The organism is Ensifer soli (genome assembly GCF_041928815.1).
Classification (GTDB): domain Bacteria; phylum Pseudomonadota; class Alphaproteobacteria; order Rhizobiales; family Rhizobiaceae; genus JBHFEI01.
The window spans coordinates 333,336-354,050 of record NZ_JBHFEI010000002.1 but is presented as its reverse complement, the minus strand read 5'-3'; the positions used below and the strand labels follow the sequence as shown (position 1 = coordinate 354,050).

Annotated in this window: 14 protein-coding genes; 10 read left to right on the top strand and 4 right to left on the bottom strand. The window is 66.4% G+C overall.

The window, feature by feature from the left end; genetic code table 11:
- Window positions 1-261: 261 nt before the first annotated feature.
- The 8 genes from ACEVQ6_RS04330 (at window position 262) to ACEVQ6_RS04295 (ending at window position 13,546) form a co-directional block, all read left to right on the top strand.
- A complete protein-coding gene (locus ACEVQ6_RS04330) occupies window positions 262-1,497 on the top strand; it encodes a VWA domain-containing protein (protein WP_374887668.1) in 1,236 nt (411 codons plus the stop codon).
- 395 nt (window positions 1,498-1,892) lie between these two features.
- Window positions 1,893-4,355 carry a glycogen/starch/alpha-glucan phosphorylase gene (locus tag ACEVQ6_RS04325; RefSeq protein WP_374887667.1) on the top strand — a complete coding sequence of 821 codons (2,463 nt, stop codon included), beginning with the start codon at window positions 1,893-1,895 and terminating at the stop codon, window positions 4,353-4,355.
- Window positions 4,352-6,562, top strand: coding sequence for a 1,4-alpha-glucan branching protein GlgB (gene glgB, locus ACEVQ6_RS04320; protein ID WP_374887666.1), 2,211 nt, complete (start codon window positions 4,352-4,354; stop codon window positions 6,560-6,562). Before ACEVQ6_RS04325 ends, glgB begins: the two co-directional genes overlap by 4 nt.
- A gap of 95 nt (window positions 6,563-6,657) precedes the next feature.
- Complete coding sequence (gene glgC, locus ACEVQ6_RS04315; RefSeq protein WP_374887804.1) at window positions 6,658-7,920, top strand: glucose-1-phosphate adenylyltransferase; 1,263 nt, start codon at window positions 6,658-6,660, stop codon at window positions 7,918-7,920.
- A 9-nt stretch (window positions 7,921-7,929) separates the two neighbouring features.
- A complete protein-coding gene (glgA, locus tag ACEVQ6_RS04310; RefSeq protein ID WP_374887665.1) occupies window positions 7,930-9,378 on the top strand; it encodes a glycogen synthase GlgA in 1,449 nt (482 codons plus the stop codon).
- Entirely contained in the window at window positions 9,375-11,003 is a 1,629-nt protein-coding gene (locus tag ACEVQ6_RS04305) for an alpha-D-glucose phosphate-specific phosphoglucomutase (RefSeq protein ID WP_374887664.1), read from the top strand. Before glgA ends, ACEVQ6_RS04305 begins: the two co-directional genes overlap by 4 nt.
- 34 nt (window positions 11,004-11,037) lie before the next feature.
- Window positions 11,038-13,002: a glycogen debranching protein GlgX gene (gene glgX / locus ACEVQ6_RS04300; RefSeq protein ID WP_374887663.1), complete on the top strand. Its 1,965-nt coding sequence runs from the start codon at window positions 11,038-11,040 to the stop codon at window positions 13,000-13,002.
- 55 nt (window positions 13,003-13,057) lie between these two features.
- Complete coding sequence (locus ACEVQ6_RS04295) at window positions 13,058-13,546, top strand: MaoC family dehydratase (RefSeq protein WP_374887662.1); 489 nt, start codon at window positions 13,058-13,060, stop codon at window positions 13,544-13,546.
- Between the two features lie 6 nt (window positions 13,547-13,552).
- Here ACEVQ6_RS04295 and ACEVQ6_RS04290 read toward each other — a convergent pair whose 3' ends face one another.
- The 4 genes from ACEVQ6_RS04290 to ACEVQ6_RS04275 are packed head-to-tail and all read right to left on the bottom strand — an operon-like array spanning window position 13,553 to window position 18,695.
- Entirely contained in the window at window positions 13,553-14,104 is a 552-nt protein-coding gene (locus ACEVQ6_RS04290; protein ID WP_374887661.1) for a sarcosine oxidase subunit gamma, read from the bottom strand.
- Window positions 14,097-17,090: a sarcosine oxidase subunit alpha gene (locus ACEVQ6_RS04285; protein WP_374887660.1), complete on the bottom strand. Its 2,994-nt coding sequence runs from the start codon at window positions 17,088-17,090 to the stop codon at window positions 14,097-14,099. Before ACEVQ6_RS04285 ends, ACEVQ6_RS04290 begins: the two co-directional genes overlap by 8 nt.
- Window positions 17,087-17,425, bottom strand: coding sequence for a sarcosine oxidase subunit delta (locus tag ACEVQ6_RS04280; protein ID WP_374887659.1), 339 nt, complete (start codon window positions 17,423-17,425; stop codon window positions 17,087-17,089). Before ACEVQ6_RS04280 ends, ACEVQ6_RS04285 begins: the two co-directional genes overlap by 4 nt.
- A 16-nt stretch (window positions 17,426-17,441) precedes the next feature.
- A complete protein-coding gene (locus ACEVQ6_RS04275) occupies window positions 17,442-18,695 on the bottom strand; it encodes a sarcosine oxidase subunit beta family protein (RefSeq protein ID WP_374887658.1) in 1,254 nt (417 codons plus the stop codon).
- 307 nt (window positions 18,696-19,002) lie between these two features.
- Between ACEVQ6_RS04275 and rpsU the strand changes: the two genes are divergently transcribed.
- Both rpsU and ACEVQ6_RS04265 read left to right on the top strand, forming a co-directional pair.
- Complete coding sequence (gene rpsU / locus ACEVQ6_RS04270; protein WP_374887803.1) at window positions 19,003-19,215, top strand: 30S ribosomal protein S21; 213 nt, start codon at window positions 19,003-19,005, stop codon at window positions 19,213-19,215.
- Between the two features lie 429 nt (window positions 19,216-19,644).
- Complete coding sequence (locus ACEVQ6_RS04265) at window positions 19,645-20,445, top strand: tetratricopeptide repeat protein (RefSeq protein WP_374887802.1); 801 nt, start codon at window positions 19,645-19,647, stop codon at window positions 20,443-20,445.
- Window positions 20,446-20,715: the final 270 nt, after the last annotated feature.

The window sequence follows — 20,715 nt, the reverse complement described above, 5'->3', positions numbered from 1 at the left end:
GCGTCATTCGGGTACAGGTCGCGGACAGGAAAACCCGTACGGCGACCGCCCTCTGCCGCACCGGCGAAACCCATTGAAATCAAAAGCCTGGGCTTCCGGTACGCCTCACGATCGGACGGGAGCCTATCGTCTGCGACCGCGCGGGATACAGGGATCGGGCGAAAATCCCGGGAATGATTAAAATGCGAGGAGGCGCGGAAAGCAGACCGCAACAGTTTTTTCATAATCATCCGGAAACACAGTCGAACCCGGATGGGCACCATGTCCCGATTTTCAGCGAAGACCCTGACCCGCCGCTTCCTTGGCGACCGCAGGGGCAATTTCGGCATGATGAGCGCGATCCTCCTGCCGATCGTGTTCGGCGTCGGCGGCGTCGCGATCGACATGGCGCAGATGGTTCTCGTCGAAAACGATTTCCAGGAGGCCGCCGATGCGGCGTCGCTGGCGGCGGCAACCGCACTCGTCAAGGACGGCGCGACGATCCCGCAGGCGAAGGCCGTTGCCCGCGAATACCTGAAAGCCCAGTCCGTCGGCTCGCAATGCACCTCCGGCACCGACACCGGCAGCGACTACAATATCGGCGACAGCAGCGACGTCGTCATTACCCAGGCCGCCCTCCTCGGCAACGCGAAGCGCTACGAGGTCGAAGTCTCGTTCAACGCACCCTACTGCTTCAACGGCCTGACGCGCTTCTTCGGCAAGGACCAGACGACGCTCGGCTCCTACAGCAAGGCAGAAGCCTCCACCGAGGCGAAGAACGCGCTGTCGATGTATTTCGTCCTCGACCGGTCCGGCTCAATGCGTGAGCCCACCTCGACAATCAACGCGAGCCAGCCAACGGAACAGGAAAGTTACGACTGCGGATATTACTATAGAGTCGGAAATCGTTACTACTATTATTATCAGACGTGCTACCGTACCGTGACGAACTACATCAAGAAGATCGAAGCGCTGAAATCGGCGTCCGCTCAGCTTCTCGGCCAGTTGAGCGGCGCGGACCCGACGGCGCAGCTCGTGCGCACCGGCGGCATCTCCTACAGTGACGTCACCTATGCGGAAACGCCGCTCGCCTGGGGCACGACGGCTGTCTCGACCTACATCAACGCCCTGATCGCCGATGGCGGCACGGATTCGGGCACGGCCTTCAAGACCGCCTATCAAAAGCTCACAACCTCGGGCGCCAGTTCGGAAGACAATCTTCATCGCGCCCGCAACGGCCAGGTGCCGACCAAGTTCATCGTCTTCATGACGGACGGCGACAACAATTACAGCTCCGCCGACACCGAGACGAAGCGCTGGTGCGATCAGGCACGCGCGGCGCGGGTCGAGGTCTACACGGTCGCCTTCATGGCCCCCGACCGGGGACGAAGCCTGCTCAGCTACTGCGCGACCTCGGCAAACCACTATTTCCGCGCCGAGGACGCGGCGCAGTTGACCGCCGCCTTCAAATATATCGGCGAACGGGCGACGGAACTGACATCGCGGCTGACCAAATAGGCGCCCGCCGCCTGCCCCGACCGGATGCGCGGCCGAGGATTTGAATGCGCTTTCGATTTTTGCCTCCAAACCAGGCGCCCGGCCCAGGCCGGGCGCTTTTTTGTGCAGTCCCGGCCGGACGCGTGCCATGCGTGCTGAAACAGCGACGGATTTCTGGAAAAATCCGGGCGAAGCCGAAAAAAAAAACGTGATCGCAAGCAGTTGCCGGGGACGCCGAACACCATCGCATGCAATATGGCACCGGAATTGCTTCGCGGACCTACGCCCGGACGAAATTCCGCCATGCGCAAATCCCGTATTGCAAGCGTTTCGCATCAGTGCATAAATTGATTTAAATAACGCTTGTATATCGCAAGGCGGGCTCCCAAACCGCAACGAGAGGCACATCGTTTCCCATGACCAGCATGTCCAACAACGAACTCCTGCAGGCGGCGCCGCGCACCTCCAAGCCCGAGGATCTGGCCCGGGAAATCGTCGAGAGGCTGATCTACCGCATCGGCAAGGACCCGAAGGTCGCCAAGCCGCATGACTGGCTGACGGCGGCGATCCTCGTCGTGCGCGACCGCATCACCGACAACTGGATGGAATCGACGCGCAAGACCTACCGGACCAACGCCAAGCGCGTTTACTACCTGTCGCTGGAGTTCCTCATCGGCCGGCTGCTGCGCGACGCCGTCACCAATATCGGGCTGATGGACGAACTGCGCGAGGCGCTGACGACGCTCGGCGTCGACCTCGACGCGATCGCGCTGCTCGAGGCCGACGCGGCGCTCGGCAATGGCGGCCTCGGCCGGCTCGCCGCCTGCTTCATGGAATCGATGGCCTCCGTCGACATCCCCGCCTATGGCTATGGCATCCGCTACGTGCACGGCCTGTTCCGCCAGCAGATGGCCGACGGCTGGCAGGTGGAACTGCCGGAGACCTGGCTCGCCCACGGCAACCCCTGGGAATTCGAGCGCCGCGAAAGCTCCTACGAGATCGGCTTCGGCGGCGCGGTCGAGACCGTCAACATCGACGAGGAAGTGACGCGCTACGTCTGGAAGCCGGGCGAGCGCGTCATCGCCACGGCCTACGACACGCCGGTCGTCGGCTGGCGCGGCAAGCGGGTGAACACGCTGCGGCTCTGGACCGCCCAGCCGATCGACCCGATCCTGCTCGACGCCTTCAACGCCGGCGACCATATCGGCGCGCTGCGCGAGAGCAACAAGGCGGAAAGCCTCGCGCGCGTGCTTTACCCGGCCGATGCGACGCCGGCCGGCCAGGAGCTGCGCCTGCGCCAGGAGTTCTTCTTCTCCTCCGCCTCGCTCCAGGACATCCTGCGCCGCCACCTGCAGCAGTATCCCGATTTCACCTCGCTGCCGGACAAGGTCTCGATCCAGCTCAACGACACCCATCCCGCCGTCTCCGTCGCCGAACTGATCCGGCTGCTGACCGACGTGCACGGGCTCGATTTCGAGGCCGCCTGGAGCATCACCCGGCGCACCATCTCCTATACCAACCACACGCTGCTTCCCGAGGCGCTGGAGAGCTGGCCGGTGCCGCTGTTCGAGCGGCTGCTGCCGCGCCACATGCAGATCGTCTACGCGATCAACGCGAAAGTGCTGATCGAGGCGCGCAAGAAGGGCGACACGTCCGACCAGGAGATCCGCAGCATCTCGCTGATCGACGAAAGCGGCGAGCGCCGCGTGCGCATGGGCAACCTCGCCTTCGTCGGCTCCCATTCGATCAACGGCGTCTCGGCGCTGCACACCGAGCTGATGAAGGAAACGGTGTTCGCCGACCTCCACAAGCTCTATCCCGAGCGCATCAACAACAAGACCAACGGCATCACGCCGCGCCGCTGGCTGATGCAGTGCAATCCGGACCTGTTCAAGCTGATCCGCGAGGCGATCGGCGACGACTTCATGGACGACGCGGAGGCGCTGAAGGCGCTCGATCCCTTCGCGACCAAGGCCGATTTCCAGGAGAAGTTCACCGCGATCAAGCGCGCGAACAAGGTGAAGCTCGCCCAGCTCGTGCAGAGCCGGATGGGCATCAAGATCGATCCGTCGGCGATGTTCGACATCCAGATCAAGCGCATCCACGAATACAAGCGGCAGCTGCTCAACATCGTCGAGGCGATCGCGCTCTACGACCAGATCCGCTCGCATCCGGAACTCGACTGGGTGCCGCGCGTAAAAATCTTCGCCGGCAAGGCGGCGCCGAGCTACCACAACGCCAAGCTGATCATCAAGCTCGCCAACGACGTCGCCCGCGTCGTCAACAACGATCCGGCGGTGCGCGGCCTGCTGAAGGTCGTCTTCATCCCGAACTACAACGTGTCTCTGGCCGAGATCATCGTGCCGGCGGCCGACCTGTCGGAACAGATCTCCACCGCCGGCATGGAGGCGTCCGGCACGGGCAACATGAAGTTCGCGCTGAACGGCGCCCTGACCATCGGCACGCTCGACGGCGCCAATGTCGAGATGCGCGACTGGATCGGCGAGGAAAACATCAAGATCTTCGGCATGACCGCCGAGGAGGTCACCAAGGTCCGCTCGGAAGGACACAATCCCCGCGCGATCATCGAGGCCTCGCGGGAACTGTCCCAGGCGCTGGCCGCGATCTCCTCCGGCGTCTTCTCGCCCGACGACCGCAACCGGTTCAGCGGGCTCGTCGACGGCCTCTACAACCATGACTGGTTCATGGTCGCCGCCGACTTCGACGCCTATGCCAAGGCGCAGCGTGACATCGACGATCTGTGGACCCGTGCTCCCGACTGGTCCGCCAAGGCGATCCTCAATACCTCCCGCATGGGCTGGTTTTCTTCGGACCGGACCATACGTCAATATGCGGGGGAAATCTGGAGAGCAGGATGACGACACCTATGGGGAGCGGGACATCGACGACGGCACCGCCATTGCCGGAACAGGAAGTGGCGGCGATCGCGGCGGGGACGCATGCCAATCCCTTCGCGGTCCTCGGCGTGCAGGCCGCCGGAAAGGGATACGTCGCCCGGTGTTTCATTCCCGGCGCCGTCGAGGTTTCGGCCGAGACGATTGCCGGCAAGGCGATCGGTACGCTGTCGCGCGTCAACGATGCCGGCGTCTTCGAAGGCGCGGTGTCCCTGCGCAAGCTGCAGGCCATCCGCTACCGGGCCCGCAATGACGGCGGCGAATGGATCGTCGTCGACCCCTACAGTTTCGGGCCGGTGCTCGGCCCGATGGATGACTATTACATCCGCGAGGGGTCGCATCTGCGGCTCTTCGACAAGATGGGATGCCACGCGATCCGGCACGAGGGCGTCGACGGCATGCATTTCGCCGTCTGGGCGCCGAATGCCCAGCGCGTCTCGGTCGTCGGCGACTTCAACGGCTGGGACGGGCGGCGCCATGTCATGCGGCTGCGCATCGACACCGGCATCTGGGAGATCTTCCTGCCCGACGTGCCGGTCGGCGCCGCGTACAAATACGAGATCGTCGGGCGCAACGGCGCGCTCCTGCCGCTGAAGGCCGATCCCTTCGCCCGCCGCTCCGAGATGCGGCCGAAGAACGCCTCGGTGACGACCGGCGAGGTGCAGCAGGTCTGGGAGGATGGGCCGCACCGGGAATTCTGGGCGCGCGCCGACGCCCGCCGCCAGCCGATCTCGATCTACGAGGTCCATCCCGGCTCCTGGCAGCGCCACGGCGACGGCGGCTTCCTCACCTGGGACGAACTCGCCGATCGCCTGATCCCCTACTGCGTCGACATGGAATTCACCCATATCGAATTCCTGCCGGTCAGCGAGCATCCCTACGATCCGTCCTGGGGCTACCAGACGACCGGGCTCTATGCGCCGACCGCACGCTTCGGCGATCCGGAAGGCTTCGCCCGCTTCGTCAACGGCGCCCACAAGGTCGGCATCGGCGTCATCCTCGACTGGGTGCCCGCCCACTTCCCGACCGACGCCCACGGGCTCAAATGGTTCGACGGCACCGCGCTCTACGAGCACGAGGATCCACGCCAGGGCTTCCACCCCGACTGGAACACGGCGATCTACAATTTCGGCCGGCAGGAGGTCTTTTCCTACCTCGTCAACAACGCGCTCTACTGGGCGGAGAAATTCCATGTCGACGGCCTGCGCGTCGACGCGGTCGCCTCGATGCTCTACCTCGACTATTCGCGCAAGCACGGCGAATGGGTGCCGAACGAATATGGCGGCAACGAGAATCTCGAGGCCGTGCGCTTCCTGCAGGCGATGAACAAGGCGGTCTATGGCAGTCATCCCGGCATCATGACGATCGCCGAGGAATCGACCTCGTGGCCGAAGGTGTCGGCGCCTGTCCATGACGGGGGCCTTGGCTTCGGCTTCAAGTGGAACATGGGCTTCATGCACGACACGCTGCAGTATTTCGCCCGCGAACCGGTCCACCGCAAGCACCACCACAACGACCTGACCTTCGGCCTCGTCTATGCCTTCAGCGAGAACTTCGTCCTGCCGCTCTCCCATGACGAGGTCGTGCACGGCAAGGGATCGCTGATCGCCAAGATGGCCGGTGACGACTGGCAGAAATTCGCCAATCTGCGCGCCTATTACGGCTTCATGTGGGGCTATCCCGGCAAGAAGCTTCTGTTCATGGGCCAGGAATTCGCCCAGTGGCAGGAATGGGCGGAAAGCCGCGGGCTCGACTGGAACCTGCTCGAATATCCGATGCACGAGGGCATGCGCCGGCTGGTGCGCGATCTCAACGGCACCTATCGCAGCAAGCCGGCGCTGCACCGCATGGACTGCGAGCCGGACGGCTTCGAATGGCTGATCGCCGACGATCGCGACAATTCGGTCTTCGCGTGGCTGCGCAAGGCGCCGGGCGAGCGCATGGTCGCCGTCGTCTGCAATTTCACGCCGGTCTACCGGGAGGACTATGCGGTCAGGCTGCCGGTCGCGGGACGATGGAAGGAGATCCTCAACACGGATGCGGAGATCTACGGCGGCAGCGGCAAGGGCAATGGCGGCGCGGTGCAGGCGACCGCCGACGCGAATGGCGGCATTTCCGCCGTGATCACCCTGCCGCCGCTGGCGACGCTGATGTTCGAACAGGATGCCTGACGCCGGTTACGGCGCCAGAGGGGACAGGACCCTTCGCCGGCTCGCGCGGGTGAAGGCGAAAAATGCGATCTACAAGGATATTCGGGAGGAACATCATCATGGAAAAACGTACGCAGCCGCTCGCCCGTGACGCCATGGCCTATGTGCTTGCCGGCGGGCGCGGAAGCCGGCTGAAAGAGCTGACGGACCGCCGTGCCAAGCCCGCGGTCTATTTCGGCGGCAAGGCCCGCATCATCGATTTCGCCCTGTCGAACGCGCTCAATTCCGGCATCCGCCGCATGGGCGTCGCCACCCAGTACAAGGCGCATTCGCTGATCCGCCACCTGCAGCGCGGCTGGAACTTCTTCCGCCCCGAGCGCAACGAGAGCTTCGACATCCTGCCGGCCTCCCAGCGCGTCTCCGAGACGCAGTGGTACGAGGGCACGGCCGACGCGGTCTACCAGAACATCGACATCATCGAGGACCACGGCGTCGAATACATGGTCATCCTTGCCGGCGACCATATTTACAAGATGGACTACGAGCTGATGCTGCAGCAGCACGTCGATTCCGGCGCCGATGTGACGATCGGCTGCCTCGAGGTGCCGCGCATGGAGGCGACCGGCTTCGGCGTGATGCATGTCGACGACAAGGACCAGATCATCGCCTTCGTCGAGAAGCCGGCCGATCCGCCGGGCATCCCCGGCAATCCGGAGATGGCGCTCGCCTCGATGGGCATCTACGTCTTCCACACCAAGTTCCTGATGGACCTGCTGCGGCGCGACGCCGCCGATCCGAACTCCAGCCGCGACTTCGGCAAGGACATCATCCCGTACATCGTCAAGAACGGTAAGGCGATCGCCCACCGCTTCAACACGTCCTGCGTCCGCTCGGACTTCGAACGCGAGGCCTACTGGCGCGACGTCGGCACCATCGACGCCTACTGGCAGGCCAATGTCGACCTGACGCATGTGACGCCGGAGCTCGACATCTACGACAGCACCTGGCCGATCTGGACCTTCGCCGAAATCAAGCCGCCGGCGAAATTCGTCCATGACGACGAGAACCGGCGCGGCTCGGCGATCTCCTCGCTCGTCTCCGGCGATTGCATCATCTCCGGCGCAGCGCTCTATCGCAGCATGCTGTTCACCGGTGTCCGGGTCAATTCCTACTCGCGCCTCGACGGGGCCGTCGTGCTGCCGAACGTCAAGATCGGCCGTCATGCCATCCTGAAGAACGTCGTCATCGATGCGCGTGTCGTCATTCCCGAGGGCCTCGTCGTCGGCGACGATCCGGAACTCGACGCCAAGCGCTTCAACCGCACCGAAAGCGGCATCTGCCTGATCACCCAGCCGATGATCGACCGGCTCGGTCTCTAGGGCGGCACGATGGACATCCTCTCGGTCGCCTCCGAGGTCTTCCCGCTCGTCAAGACGGGAGGCCTCGCCGACGTCGCCGGCGCGCTGCCGCTGGCGCTGAAGCCCCAGGGCGTGCGCATGCGCACGCTGCTGCCGGGCTACCCGGCCGTGCTGTCGAAGATCGGCGACGCCGAGGCCGTCGCCCATTTCGGCAATCTCTTCGGCCATCCCGCCCGCATCCTCGCCGCCGGCCATGCGGGGCTCGACCTGCTCGTTCTCGACGCGCCGGCGCTGTTCAACCGTCCGGGCGGCCCCTATGTCGATCCGGCGGGCAAGGACTTTCCCGACAATTTCCGCCGTTTCTCCGCGCTGTCGCTCGCCGCCGCCGAGATCGCCGGCGGCGTCCTCGGCACCTGGCGGCCGGACCTCGTCCACGCGCATGACTGGCAGGCGGCCCTTGCGCCCGTCCACATGCGTTTCGGCCCGGCGCGCGGCACGCCCTCGGTGCTCACCGTGCACAACATCGCCTTCCAGGGCCAGTTCGGCCGCGACGTCTTTCCCGAACTCGCTTTGCCGCCGGAGGCGTTCTCGGTCGACCTCGTCGAATATTACGGCGACGTCTCGTTCCTGAAGGGCGGCATGCAGGCGGCGAGCGCGATCACCACCGTCAGCCCGACCTATGCCCGCGAGATCCTGACGCCGGAGTTCGGCATGGGCCTCGAGGGCCTGCTCGCCGCACGCATCCGCGATCTCTCCGGCATCGTCAACGGCATCGACACCGACGTGTGGAACCCGGCCGCCGACCCGCATCTCGCCGCGACCTACGGCCTGCCCGATCTTGCCGGACGGGCCGCCAACCGGCGCGCCGTCGAGGCGCGCTTCGGCCTCGAAAGCGGCGACGGGCCGATCTTCTGCATCATCAGCCGGCTCACCTGGCAGAAGGGCATGGACCTCGTCGCCGAGGTGATCCCCGACATCGTCGCCGGCGGTGCGCGCCTCGCCATCCTCGGCTCGGGCGATGCGGACCTCGAGGACCGGCTGCTGCTCGCCGCCGGCCGCAACCAGGGCCGCATCGGCATGGTGCGCGGCTATGACGAGCCGCTTTCCCACCTGATGCAGGCCGGTTCGGATGCCATCCTTATCCCGTCGCGCTTCGAGCCCTGCGGCCTTACCCAGCTCTACGGCTTGCGCTACGGCTGCGTGCCCGTCGTCGGCCGCACGGGCGGCCTCGCCGATACCGTCATAGACGCCAACGAGGCCGCCCTGACGGCCGGCGTCGCCACCGGCTTCCAGTTCTCGCCGGTCACGGCCGACAGCCTTCGCCTCGCCATCGACCGGGCGATCGCCGCCTTCCGCGATCCCGCTCTCTGGTCGAGCCTGCAGGCACGCGGCATGGCCTCCGACGTTTCCTGGGAGCGCAGCGCCGGCCGCTACGCCGCTCTCTATTCAAGGCTTCTCTCGAAAGGCGCGTTCCTATGATCAAGACAGTCCCCACGACGCCCTATGGCGACCAGAAACCCGGCACGTCGGGCCTGCGCAAGAAGGTGCCGGTGTTCCAGCAGGCGAACTATGCGGAGAACTTCATCCAGGCGATCTTCGATTCGCTCGAGGATTTCGCCGGCAAGACGCTGGTGATCGGCGGCGACGGCCGCTTCTACAACCGCGAGGTCATCCAGATCGCCATCAAGATGGCGGCGGCGAACGGCTTCGGCCGCGTGCTCGTCGGGCGCGGCGGCATCCTGTCGACGCCCGCCGCCTCGAACGTCATCCGCAAGTACAAGGCGTTTGGCGGCATCGTGCTCTCCGCCAGCCACAATCCCGGCGGCCCGACCGAGGATTTCGGCATCAAGTACAATATCGGCAATGGCGGCCCGGCGCCGGAAAAGGTGACCGACGCCATCTTCGCCCGGACAAAGTCGATCGATGCCTACAGGATCGCCGATGTCGCCGACATCAACCTCGATGCCGAGGGCACGCAGGATGTCGCCGGCATGACCGTCACCGTCATCGACCCGGTCGCCGACTATGCCGAACTGATGGCCGAACTCTTCGACTTCGATGCGATCCGGGCGCTGATTTCCGGCGGCTTCACCGTCACCTTCGACGCGATGAGCGCCGTCACCGGCCCCTATGCCAAGGAGATCCTCGAAAACCGCCTCGGGGCAGCCAAGGGCTCGGTGCTGAACTTCGTGCCGCTGCCGGATTTCGGCGGCCACCACCCCGATCCGAACCTCGTCCACGCCAAGGAGCTCTACGAGACGATGATGGGCCCGGACGCCCCGGATTTCGGCGCCGCCTCCGACGGCGACGGCGACCGCAACCTCATCATCGGCAAGGGCATCTTCGTCACGCCCTCGGACAGCCTCGCCATGCTCGCGGCGAACGCCCACCTTGCACCCGGCTATGCCAAGGGGCTTGCCGGCATCGCCCGCTCGATGCCGACCTCGGGTGCTGCCGACCGGGTCGCCGAGAAGCTCGGCATCGGCCTCTACGAGACGCCGACCGGCTGGAAATTTTTCGGAAACCTGCTCGACGCGGGCCTCGCGACGATCTGCGGCGAGGAGAGTGCGGGCACGGGCTCCAACCATGTGCGCGAGAAGGACGGGCTCTGGGCCGTGCTGCTCTGGCTGAATATCCTTGCCGTGCGCCGCGAGAGCGTCATCGACATCGCCCGGCAGCACTGGACGACCTATGGCCGCAACTACTATTCGCGCCATGACTACGAGGAGGTCGATTCGGAGGCGGCGAACGGGCTGATGACGGCGCTGCGCGACCAGTTCGGCACGCTTCCGGGCAAAAGCTTCGGCGCCCTGACCGTCGAGACGGCCGACGATTTCTCCTATCACGATCCGGTCGACGGCTCCGTCAGCAACAACCAGGGTGTGCGCATCCTGTTCGAGGGCGGCTCGCGCGTCGTCTTCCGCCTCTCCGGCACCGGCACCTCCGGCGCGACGCTGCGCGTCTATATCGAGCGCTTCGAGCCCGACACCGCGCGTCACGACCTCGACACGCAGGCGGTGCTCGCCGACCTGATCGCGGTCGCCGACGAGATCGCCGGCATCAGGGCGCGCACTGGACGCGATGAGCCGAGCGTGATTACCTGACCGGCACGGCAATACGGCATCGAGGACGCGACCAATGTCACTGACGGAGATTTCCTTCCCGCTCGGCGCGACCGTCACCCGGGAGGGAACGCGCTTCTCCGTCTGGTCCGACAGCGCGAGCCGGATCGAGCTCTGCCTGTTCGACGACACCGGAGAGACGGAGATCGCCCGGCGGGTGATGACGCGCAGCGGCGACGGCACCTTTGCCCTCGTCGCCACCGACGCGCCGGTCGGCACGCGCTACGGTTTTCGCGCGGAAGGCCGCTATGCGCCGGACGAAGGCCTGTGGTTCGATCCGGCGAAGCTGCTGGTCGACCCTTACGCCGTCGAGCTCGACCGGCCCTTCGTCCACCATCGCTCGCTGACGGTCTTCGGCGACGACACGGCGCCGCTGGTGCCCCGCGCGATCGTCACGGCCCCGGCCTCCGTGACGGTCGAACCGCCGGTCTTCCGCCCGGGCGGCCTCGTCTACGAGGTGGCGGTCAAGCCCTTCACCCGGCTGCATCCCGATATCCCCGAGGCGATGCGCGGCACGGTGGCCGCCCTTGGCCATCCGGCCGTCATCGCCCATCTGAAGCGGATCGGCGTCTCTGCGGTCGAGCTCATGCCGGTGACGGCCTGGATCGACGAACGCCACCTGCCGCCGCTCGGGCTCTCGAACGGCTGGGGCTACAATCCGGTGGCGATGATGGCGCTCGACCCGCGCCTCGTGCCGGGCGGCGTCGCGGAGCTTCGCGATACCGTCGCGGCGCTGCGCGCAGCAGGGATCGGCGTGATCCTCGACCTCGTCTTCAACCATTCCGGCGAAAGCGACCGCTTCGGCGCGACGCTTTCCATGCGCGGGCTCGCCAACACGGCCTATTACCGCCATCTGCCCGGCCAGCCCGGCGCGCTCGTCAACGACACCGGCTGCGGCAACACGATCGCCTGCGACCATCCGGTCGTGCGCCGGCTGATCCTCGATGCGCTCCGGCATTTCGTCGAAAAGACCGGCGTCGACGGCTTCCGCTTCGACCTCGCCCCCGTGCTCGGCCGCCATGCCGACGGTTTCCGCCGCGATGCGACTTTGTTCGGCGAGATCCTCTCCGATCCCGTGCTGAAGGATCGCGTGCTGATCGCCGAGCCGTGGGACATCGGTCCCGGCGGCTACCAGCTCGGCAATTTTCCCGACGCCTTCCTCGAATGGAACGACCGGGCGCGGGACGACCTTCGCCGGGTCTGGCGCGGCGACCGGCACATGGTGGGCGCGCTCGCCACCGCGCTTGCCGGCTCTTCCGACATCTTCGCCCGCCATGGCGGCACGGCGACGCGCAGCGTCACCTTCCTTGCCGCCCATGACGGCTTCACTCTGATGGACCTCGTCTCCTATGCCGGCAAGCACAACGGGGCGAATGGCGAGGACAATCGCGACGGCCACAACGACAACCATTCCTGGAACAACGGCGCCGAGGGCCCGACCGACATCGCCGACATCCTCGACGACCGCCGCCGCGACGTGACCGCGCTGCTCGCCACGCTGTTTTCCACGCGCGGCACGATCATGCTGACCGCCGGCGACGAGGGCGGGCGCAGCCAGAAGGGCAACAACAACGCCTATGCGCAGGACAACGCCCTGACCTGGCTTGACTGGCAGAGCCTTGACGACGGGCTCGTCGGCCATGTCGCAACGCTTTCGGCGATCCGCCGTCGCTTCGACGTCTTCGACGGCACTGCCTTCTTCACCGGCAGCGGCGACGTCGCATGGCACCGGCTCGACGGCGAGGCGATGACGGTCGCGGACTGGGAAAGCCCGCTGACCGATGCGCTGGTGATGCTGCTTGCAACGGGCGACCGCGACACGGGCCGGAAGGCGACGCTTGCGGTCGTGATCAACCGCAGCCATGCGCCGCATCGCTTCCATCTGCCGGACGGCGACTGGCTCCGGCTTGCCGGCGGCGGCGATCCGGCAGGGGCACCCGTCCCGGCGCGCTCCGTCGCCCTCTTCGTCAGCAAGGTTTAACCGTTTTCCGGCAAGGATAGGGGCGCGCCGCGTGCCCTTCTGACAGGACCCAGGAATGCCGCAGGAAATTTCGCTTCGAGACGTGCCCGGACTTGTCGGCAGGGAGGTCGGCGTCTCGGACTGGATCACCGTCAGCCAGGCGACCATCGACGGCTTCGCGGACGCCACCTTCGACCACCAGTTCATCCACACCGACCCGGCGCGCGCCGCCGCCGAGACCTCCTTCGGCGGCACCATCGCGCATGGGTTCCTGTCGCTCTCGCTGCTCTCGGCGATGAACTACAACTGCCTGCCGCGCGTGCGCGAGCAGACGATGGGCATCAATTACGGCTTCGACAAGGTCCGCTTCATGACGCCGGTGAAGAGCGGCGCGCGGGTGCGCGGCCGCTTCACCATGGCGCAAGCGCGCTTCCGCGGCGGCGGCATGCTGATGGTGACCTATGACGTGACCGTCGAGATCGAAAACGAGCGCAAGCCGGCGCTGACCGCCACCTGGCTGACGATCATCCAGTTCGACCCGAAGGACCGGCCGGACGACCTCTGACCCGCCTCAGAGCGCCGCGTCCGCCGCGCCCTCGGCGAGCATGGCCGCGACATACGGGGCGAAGGAGCGCCAGCATTCGACGCGAAACGCGTCCTCGCGCGTCCGGTAGAGCACGATCTCCGCCTTGCCATAGACGGTTCGCGCCGCACCGCCGACCGGGAACACGTTCAGCGACAGGTCGAGCGGGCAGGCGCCCTGAAGCGTCGCCTCGACCCTCGGCCCTTCGACGAGAACCGCCATGTTGCGGTGGGAAACATCGGTCGCCGAATGGAGCACGCCGGCGGAGGCGGCAACCGCGAGAAGGTCCGCCTCGGTCTCGTCGATCAGCAGCCATTCGTCCGGGCCGAGCCAGAGGGCGTGGCGGCCATTCGCGGATGCGGAGGTCTTGGGCCGGGTCGGCAGGTCCAAACCGAAGGCGGACGACAGCGCCGCGACGGCGTCCGGCTTCGCCCTCAACGACAGGCGCGTGGAAGGCGGCGCCGGCGTCAGGCGCGCGGCGGCGGAGCCGCCGAGGAAACCGGAAAGCGTCGGCTTGCGGGTTGCGATCGCGTCAGCCATGGAGGCGGCCTCCTTCCTTGTCAAAGAACACCATGTCGCTCACCTCCGCCGCGATCGTCTTGCCCGGCATCGGGATGTAGACTGTCTGCCCGAGCTTGGCCCTGCCGCCGGCGACGACGGCCAGCGCGATCGAGCGGCCGCAATTTTCCGACCAGTAAGAGGAGGTGACGTGGCCGATCATCGTCATCGGCACGGTCCCGTTCGGATCGGCGACGATCTGGGCGCCTTCGACCAGGACCTCCTTCGGGTCGCGCGTCAAAAGCCCGACGAGCTGCTTGCGCCCTTCCGCGACAAGGTCGGGGCGCTTCAGTCCGCGAATACCGACGAAATCCGCCTTCTTCTTGCCGACGGCCCAGGTGAGCGCCGCATCGTCCGGGGTCAGCGTGCCGTCCGTATCCTGGCCGACGATGATGTAGCCCTTCTCGGCGCGCAGCACGTGCATGGTCTCGGTGCCGTAGGCACAGGCGCCCATCGGCTCGGCCCGTGCCCAGATCGCCTCCCAGACCGACTGGCCGTATTCGGCCGGCACGTTGACCTCGAAGCCGAGCTCGCCGGTGAACGACATGCGGAAGAGCCGGGTCGGCACGCCGCAGATTGTTCCTTCCGCGACGCTCATATGCGGGAAGGCCTCGTTCGAGAGATCGATGCCGTCGACCAGCGGCGCGATGATCGCGCGCGCCTTCGGGCCTTGCACGGCGATGACCGCCCATTGCTCGGTGGCCGATGTCAGCCAGACGTCGAGCTCGGGGAACTCGGTCTGGAGGTAGTCCTCCATGTGGTTCATGACGCGGGCCGCACCGCCGGTCGTCGTCGTCACATGGAAACGGTCCTCGGCGATCCGGCCGACGACACCGTCGTCATAGATGAAGCCGTCCTCACGCAGCATGATGCCGTAGCGGCAGCGGCCGGGCTTCAGCGTGTCCCAGCTGTTGGTGTAGACGAGATTGAGGAATTTCGCCGCATCCGGGCCGACGACCTCGATCTTGCCGAGCGTCGAGGCGTCGAAGACGCCGGCAACCGCGCGCACCGTGCGGCATTCGCGGTTGACCGCCTGGTGCATGTCCTCCCCCGACCTCGGATAGTACCAGGCGCGCTTCCACTGGCCGACATCCTCGAAGATCGCGCCATGGGCCGCTTCCCAGTCGTGGATCGCCGTGCGGCGCTCGGGATCGAAGAGATCGCCGCGCGAATGGTTGATCAGCGTGCCGAAGGTCACCGGCGTATAGGGCGCGCGGAAGGTGGTGAGACCGACCTTCGGGATATCGCGGCCGAGCGTCTCGGCGGCGATCGCCAGGCCGTGGATGTTGGAGAGCTTGCCCTGGTCGGTCGCCATACCGTTGGTGGTGAAGCGCTTGATGTGCTCGATCGAGTGCATGCCCTCGCGCACCGCCAGGCGGATGTCCTTGGCGCAGACGTCGTTCTGGAAGTCGATGAAGGCTTTTACCGTGGTGTCCGCACCGGCGCCGGCGGCGGCCCCCGCCATGCCGCCCGTCCAGGCGAAGGCGCTCGCCGCGGATGCGGGCGCGGCCTCGCCGGCCACAAAGCCCGCCTCGGCCGCCATGCGCGCGCCGGCGGCATGGGCCTCGGCGACGAGCGCCGCGACGTCGTCCGTGCCGTTGCAGGCGCCGGCGCTTGCGGCGGCCTGCGCATAGGTGCCGGGCAGGAAGCGCTGCGTTTCAGCGTCGAAGACGAGCTTGCCGCGCGACTGCGAGAAGAGATGCACCGACGGCGTCCAGCCCGACGAGGTCAGCAGCGCATCGACCGCGATCTTGCGCGGCGCCCCGCCGCCGTTGCGCGCGACGGACATGGACGAGATGCGCAGCTTGCCGGCGGTATCGACCACGGCGTGGCCGGTCAGCACCTCGATGCCGAGGTCGCGCGCCATGGCAAGCACCGCAAGACCCGGCTGCTCGCGGCAGTCGACGATCGCCGCGACGGCGACGCCGGCGCGCTTCAGGTCGAAGGCGGCCTCGTAGGCCGAATCATGGGCGGTGTAGACGCCGACCGTGCGGCCGACGGCGACGCCGTACTGGTTGAGATAGGCGCGGGCGGCGGACGCCAGCAGGATGCCCGGCCGGTCGTTGTTGGAAAAGACCATGTGGCGCTCGATGGCGCCGGTGGCGATCACCACGCGCTTCGCCCGCACCTGCCAGAGGCGCTCGCGCGGCAGGGCCTTGCCCGGACGCGGCAGGTGGTCGGTGACCCGCTCGGCAAGGCCGAGGAAGTTGTGCTCGTAGTAGCCGAAGGCCGTGGTGCGCGGCAGCAGCGTGACATTGTCCATCGACGCCAGTTCGGCGATCGCGCCCGTCGCCCAGTCGTAGCCCGTCTTGCCGTCGACCGTGACGCCCGTGTCGAAGCGCAGCGCACCGCCCATCTCCGCCTGCTCGTCGCAGAGAATGACGCGGGCGCCCGCCCTTGCCGCCGCGAGCGCCGCCGTCAGGCCGGCAAGGCCGGCACCGGCGACGAGCACGTCGCAATGGGCATAGCGCCCGGCATAATGGTCCGGATCCTCCTCGGTCGGCGAGACGCCGAGACCGGCCGCCTTGCGGATCTGCGGCTCGTAGATGTGCTTCCACGCCTGCTTCGGCCACATGAAGGTCTTGTAGTAAAAACCGGCGGCGAAGAAGGGCGCCAGGAGGTTGTTGATGCCGCCGACGTCGAAGGAGAGCGACGGCCAGCGGTTCTGCGAGGAGGCCCGCATCCCATCGAAGACCTCCTGCACGGTGGCGCGCACGTTCGGCTGCCGGCGGGCGCCGTCGCGCGAGACGTCGACCAGGGCGTTCGGTTCCTCCGCGCCGGCCGAGACGATGCCGCGCGGCCGGTGATACTTGAACGAGCGGCCGACGAGATGGACGCCGTGAGCAAGCAGCGCGGAGGCGAGCGTGTCGCCCTCGAGCGCCGTGTAGCTCCTGCCGTCAAAGGTGAAACGTGCGGTCTTTGCGGGCGTCAGGCGGCCCGCGCCGGCAATGCGATAGGCCCCGGTCATTGCGCGTCGGACTCCGTGGCTTCAAAGGTTTCGACGGCCTGAGCGACCGGCGCCGGCGACAGATCCGGCTTCGGCAGGCCCGCCTTGTAGGTGGTGACGAAATCGTCGGTGACGGTGTGGCGCACCGCGTTGAAGAAGCGGCCGCAGCCGTTCATGTGGCGCCAGCGCTCATAGATCAAACCCTTCGGGTTATCGCGAAGGAAAAAATATTCGGCGAAGGCCTCGTCGGAGATTTCGGCGATATTTTCCGGCCGGGCGATATGGGCCTCGCCGGCGGCGCGGAATTCGAGCTCCGAGCGGTCTTCCTCGCAATAGGGGCAGTGAATCAACAGCATGGATCAGACCTCCGGATCAGTGCGCGACGGCAGCGGCCGCCGCCTCGTCGATCAGCCGTCCCGTGCGGAAGCGGTCGAGGGTGAAGCCGGCGCCGTGCCTGTGCGGCTCGTCGCGGGCAATCAGGTGGGCGAAGAGATGGGCCGAGCCGGGCGTCGCCTTGAAGCCGCCGGTGCCCCAGCCGCAATTGACGTAGAGACCCTGAACCGGCGTCTTCGACTGGATCGGCGAGCGGTCCGGCGTGTTGTCGGTGATGCCGCCCCACTGGCGCATCATCTTGACGCGGCGGAAGATCGGGAAGAGCTCGCAGATCGCGTCGAGCGTATGGGTGATGATCTGCAACCCGCCGGTCTGGGAATAGGAGACATACTGGTCGGTGCCGGCGCCGATCACCAGTTCGCCCTTGTCGGACTGGGAGATATAGGCATGCACCGAATTCGACATGACGACGCAGGGGAAGATCGGCTTCAGCGGCTCGGAGACCAGCGCCTGCAACGGATTGCTGGTCAGCGGCACGCGCACGCCGGCCATCTCCATGATCATCGTGTTGTGGCCCGAGGCGGAGACGCCGACCTTCTTCGCGCCGATGAAGCCGCGGCTGGTCTCGACGCCGACGACGCGCCCCTCGGGCGAGCGGCGGATGCCGGTGACCTCGCAGTTCTGGATGACGTGCACGCCGCGATCGGAGGCCGCGCGGGCATAGCCCCAGGCGACCGCGTCGTGGCGGGCGGTGCCGCCGCGCCGCTGCAGCGCCGCGCCGTTGATCGGGTAGCGGGCGGTCGCGGAGATATCGAGCGGCGGGCAATAGGCCTTGGCCTGCTCCGGCGTCAGCCATTCATTGTCGATGCCGTGCAGGCGGTTGGCGTGGACGTGGCGGGTGAAGGACTGCCGGTCATGCACATTGTGCGACAGCATCATCACGCCGCGCGGCGAATACATGACGTTGTAGTTCAGTTCCTGGCTGAGGTTTTCCCAGAGCTTCAGCGAATGCTCGTAGATCCCCATGCTCTCGTCATAGAGATAATTGGAGCGGATGATCGTCGTGTTGCGGCCGGTATTGCCGCCGCCGAGCCAACCCTTCTCGATCACGGCGACATTGGTGATGCCGTGTTCCTTGGCGAGATAATAGGCGGCGCCGAGGCCATGGCCGCCGCCGCCGATGATGACGACGTCGTATTCCGAGCGGGGCTCCGGCGACGTCCATTGCGCGTCCCAGCCCTTGTGGCCGCGCAGGGCCTCGCGCGCCACCGCGAAAACAGAATATGTGCGCATCTGCCGTTTCCACTCCGTCAAGCATGCCCGATATGGTGGGTAGAGATCGCAAATCCGGCCATGGCGCAACGTTTCTTTTGCGACGCCGAACGGCGCTCCCCGCACGAAATGCGACATGTCGCAGGCAAGCGGCGGCAATGGGGCGGGACGGCGGATTTTCGAGGATGCGCGCCTTCCCGCGACTGGACTTGCCGGCACCGATCTGCTATCGCCTCCTGCAATCGTAGAGCCTTCGGGCTCCAGCGACCGTTATTTCTTTGCCTCCTCCGGTGGGGCGGGACTCCAGATACAAAGGAACGGGATTCACGTGCAGGTACTTGTCCGCGATAACAATGTCGACCAGGCTCTCCGCGCTCTGAAGAAGAAGATGCAGCGCGAAGGCATTTTCCGGGAAATGAAGATGCGCGATTTCTACGAGAAGCCCTCGCAGAAGCGCGCCCGCGAAAAGGCCGAGGCCGTTCGCCGCGTTCGCAAGCTGGCCCGCAAGCGCGCCCAGCGCGAAGGTCTCATCGCCCGCTGATCGACGATCCGGCGCGACACCCAACCTAGATCGGGCGGAGGCGAAGGTTTCGCCGCCGCCTTTTCTCATGTTCCGGCCCTGGCCGATCATCCGTCGGCGCGGCGGCATGGCGGGAACGACAAGGCGGCCATCTGCGATTCCCGGCCACAGATTTGCCGAAGCGGCATGATTGCTGTGAAGACGGCGGGCTGGTCCGGTCCCGGGCAGCCGGGCGTCGCCGGAAGATCGCCGGCCTTCCTGCCGCAAGCCGACGACGTCACGTCCGGCAATGCCGGCCTGACCCATGAAACCGGAAGATCGCGGTCGGCCGGTCCGAAACATCGCTCTATCGAGGGACGACACGTGACATCTGGCGCTTTGCAGTCCACGGCCTCCGGCCGCTTCCAGGCCCTGTCCGAGACGCGCGACCGGCCGATCGCCGCCATCGGCATGGCGCTCGCCGTCGTCTCGACGCTCGCGCTTTCGGGCTGCCAGTCGGTCAAGTCCGACGACGTGATGCGGGTGGAACGGGCGCAGGGATCGGAGCAGAACATCGCCTCGCTCTCCAGCGTCATCGCCGCCAATCCGAGCGATCCGGAAGGCTACAATGTTCGCGGCTCCGCCTATGGCCGCGCCGGCGAGTTCCGCCGGGCGCTCGCCGACTTCGACCAGGCGATCAAACTCAATCCGCGCTTCTACCAGGCCTATGCCAATCGCGGCCTCGTCTACCGCAACACCGGCGACCAGAAGGCGGCGCTTGCCGACTACAACACCGCCCTGCAGCTGAATGCGAGCTACGACGTCGCCTATATCGGCCGCGGCAACCTCTACCGCCAGGCTGGCCAGCTCGACGCCGCCTTCAACGATTTCAACCGGGCGATCCAGCTCGACACGGCCGATCCGCGCGCCTATCACAATCGCGGCCTGATCTACCAGGCGCGCAAGCAGCACGACCGCGCCATCGACGACTTCTCCAAGGCGATCTCGCTCTCCCCCTCCTCGCCCGAGCCCTATAACGGCCGCGGCATCTCCTATGTCGCGCTCAACGACGACGACAACGCGTTTGCCGACTTCAACAACGCCATCAGCCTCAACGACAAGATCGCCGAATCCTGGTCGAACCAGGGCCTGATCTACGAGCGGCGCGGTGATCTGAAAAAGGCCCAGCGCTCCTATTCGCATGCCCTGTCGCTCGACCGGAATTACCAGCCGGCGATTGCCGGTCTCGCACGCGTGAAGGCCGGCGCCTGAGGCAGCGCGGCCGGTCGGTGCGGACGCCTTTCGCACCTTGACGATGGCAGCCGCGTACGCGCGGAAGCCCGGCGGGGAGTGGCCGGCGGCGTCGGGGGGCGTGGTCATCCCTTCGTTGCCCGCACCTCCGTCATCCGGGGGTGTCGCGCAGGTCGATCATCCGCGCTGCGACGACGCATCCCGCCGGGAAGCGAAGGAACACGGCGATCATGTCGTGGAAACGCAGGCTCGGGAAAACGGCGCTATCGCGAAAAAACCCTGCGCAACCGA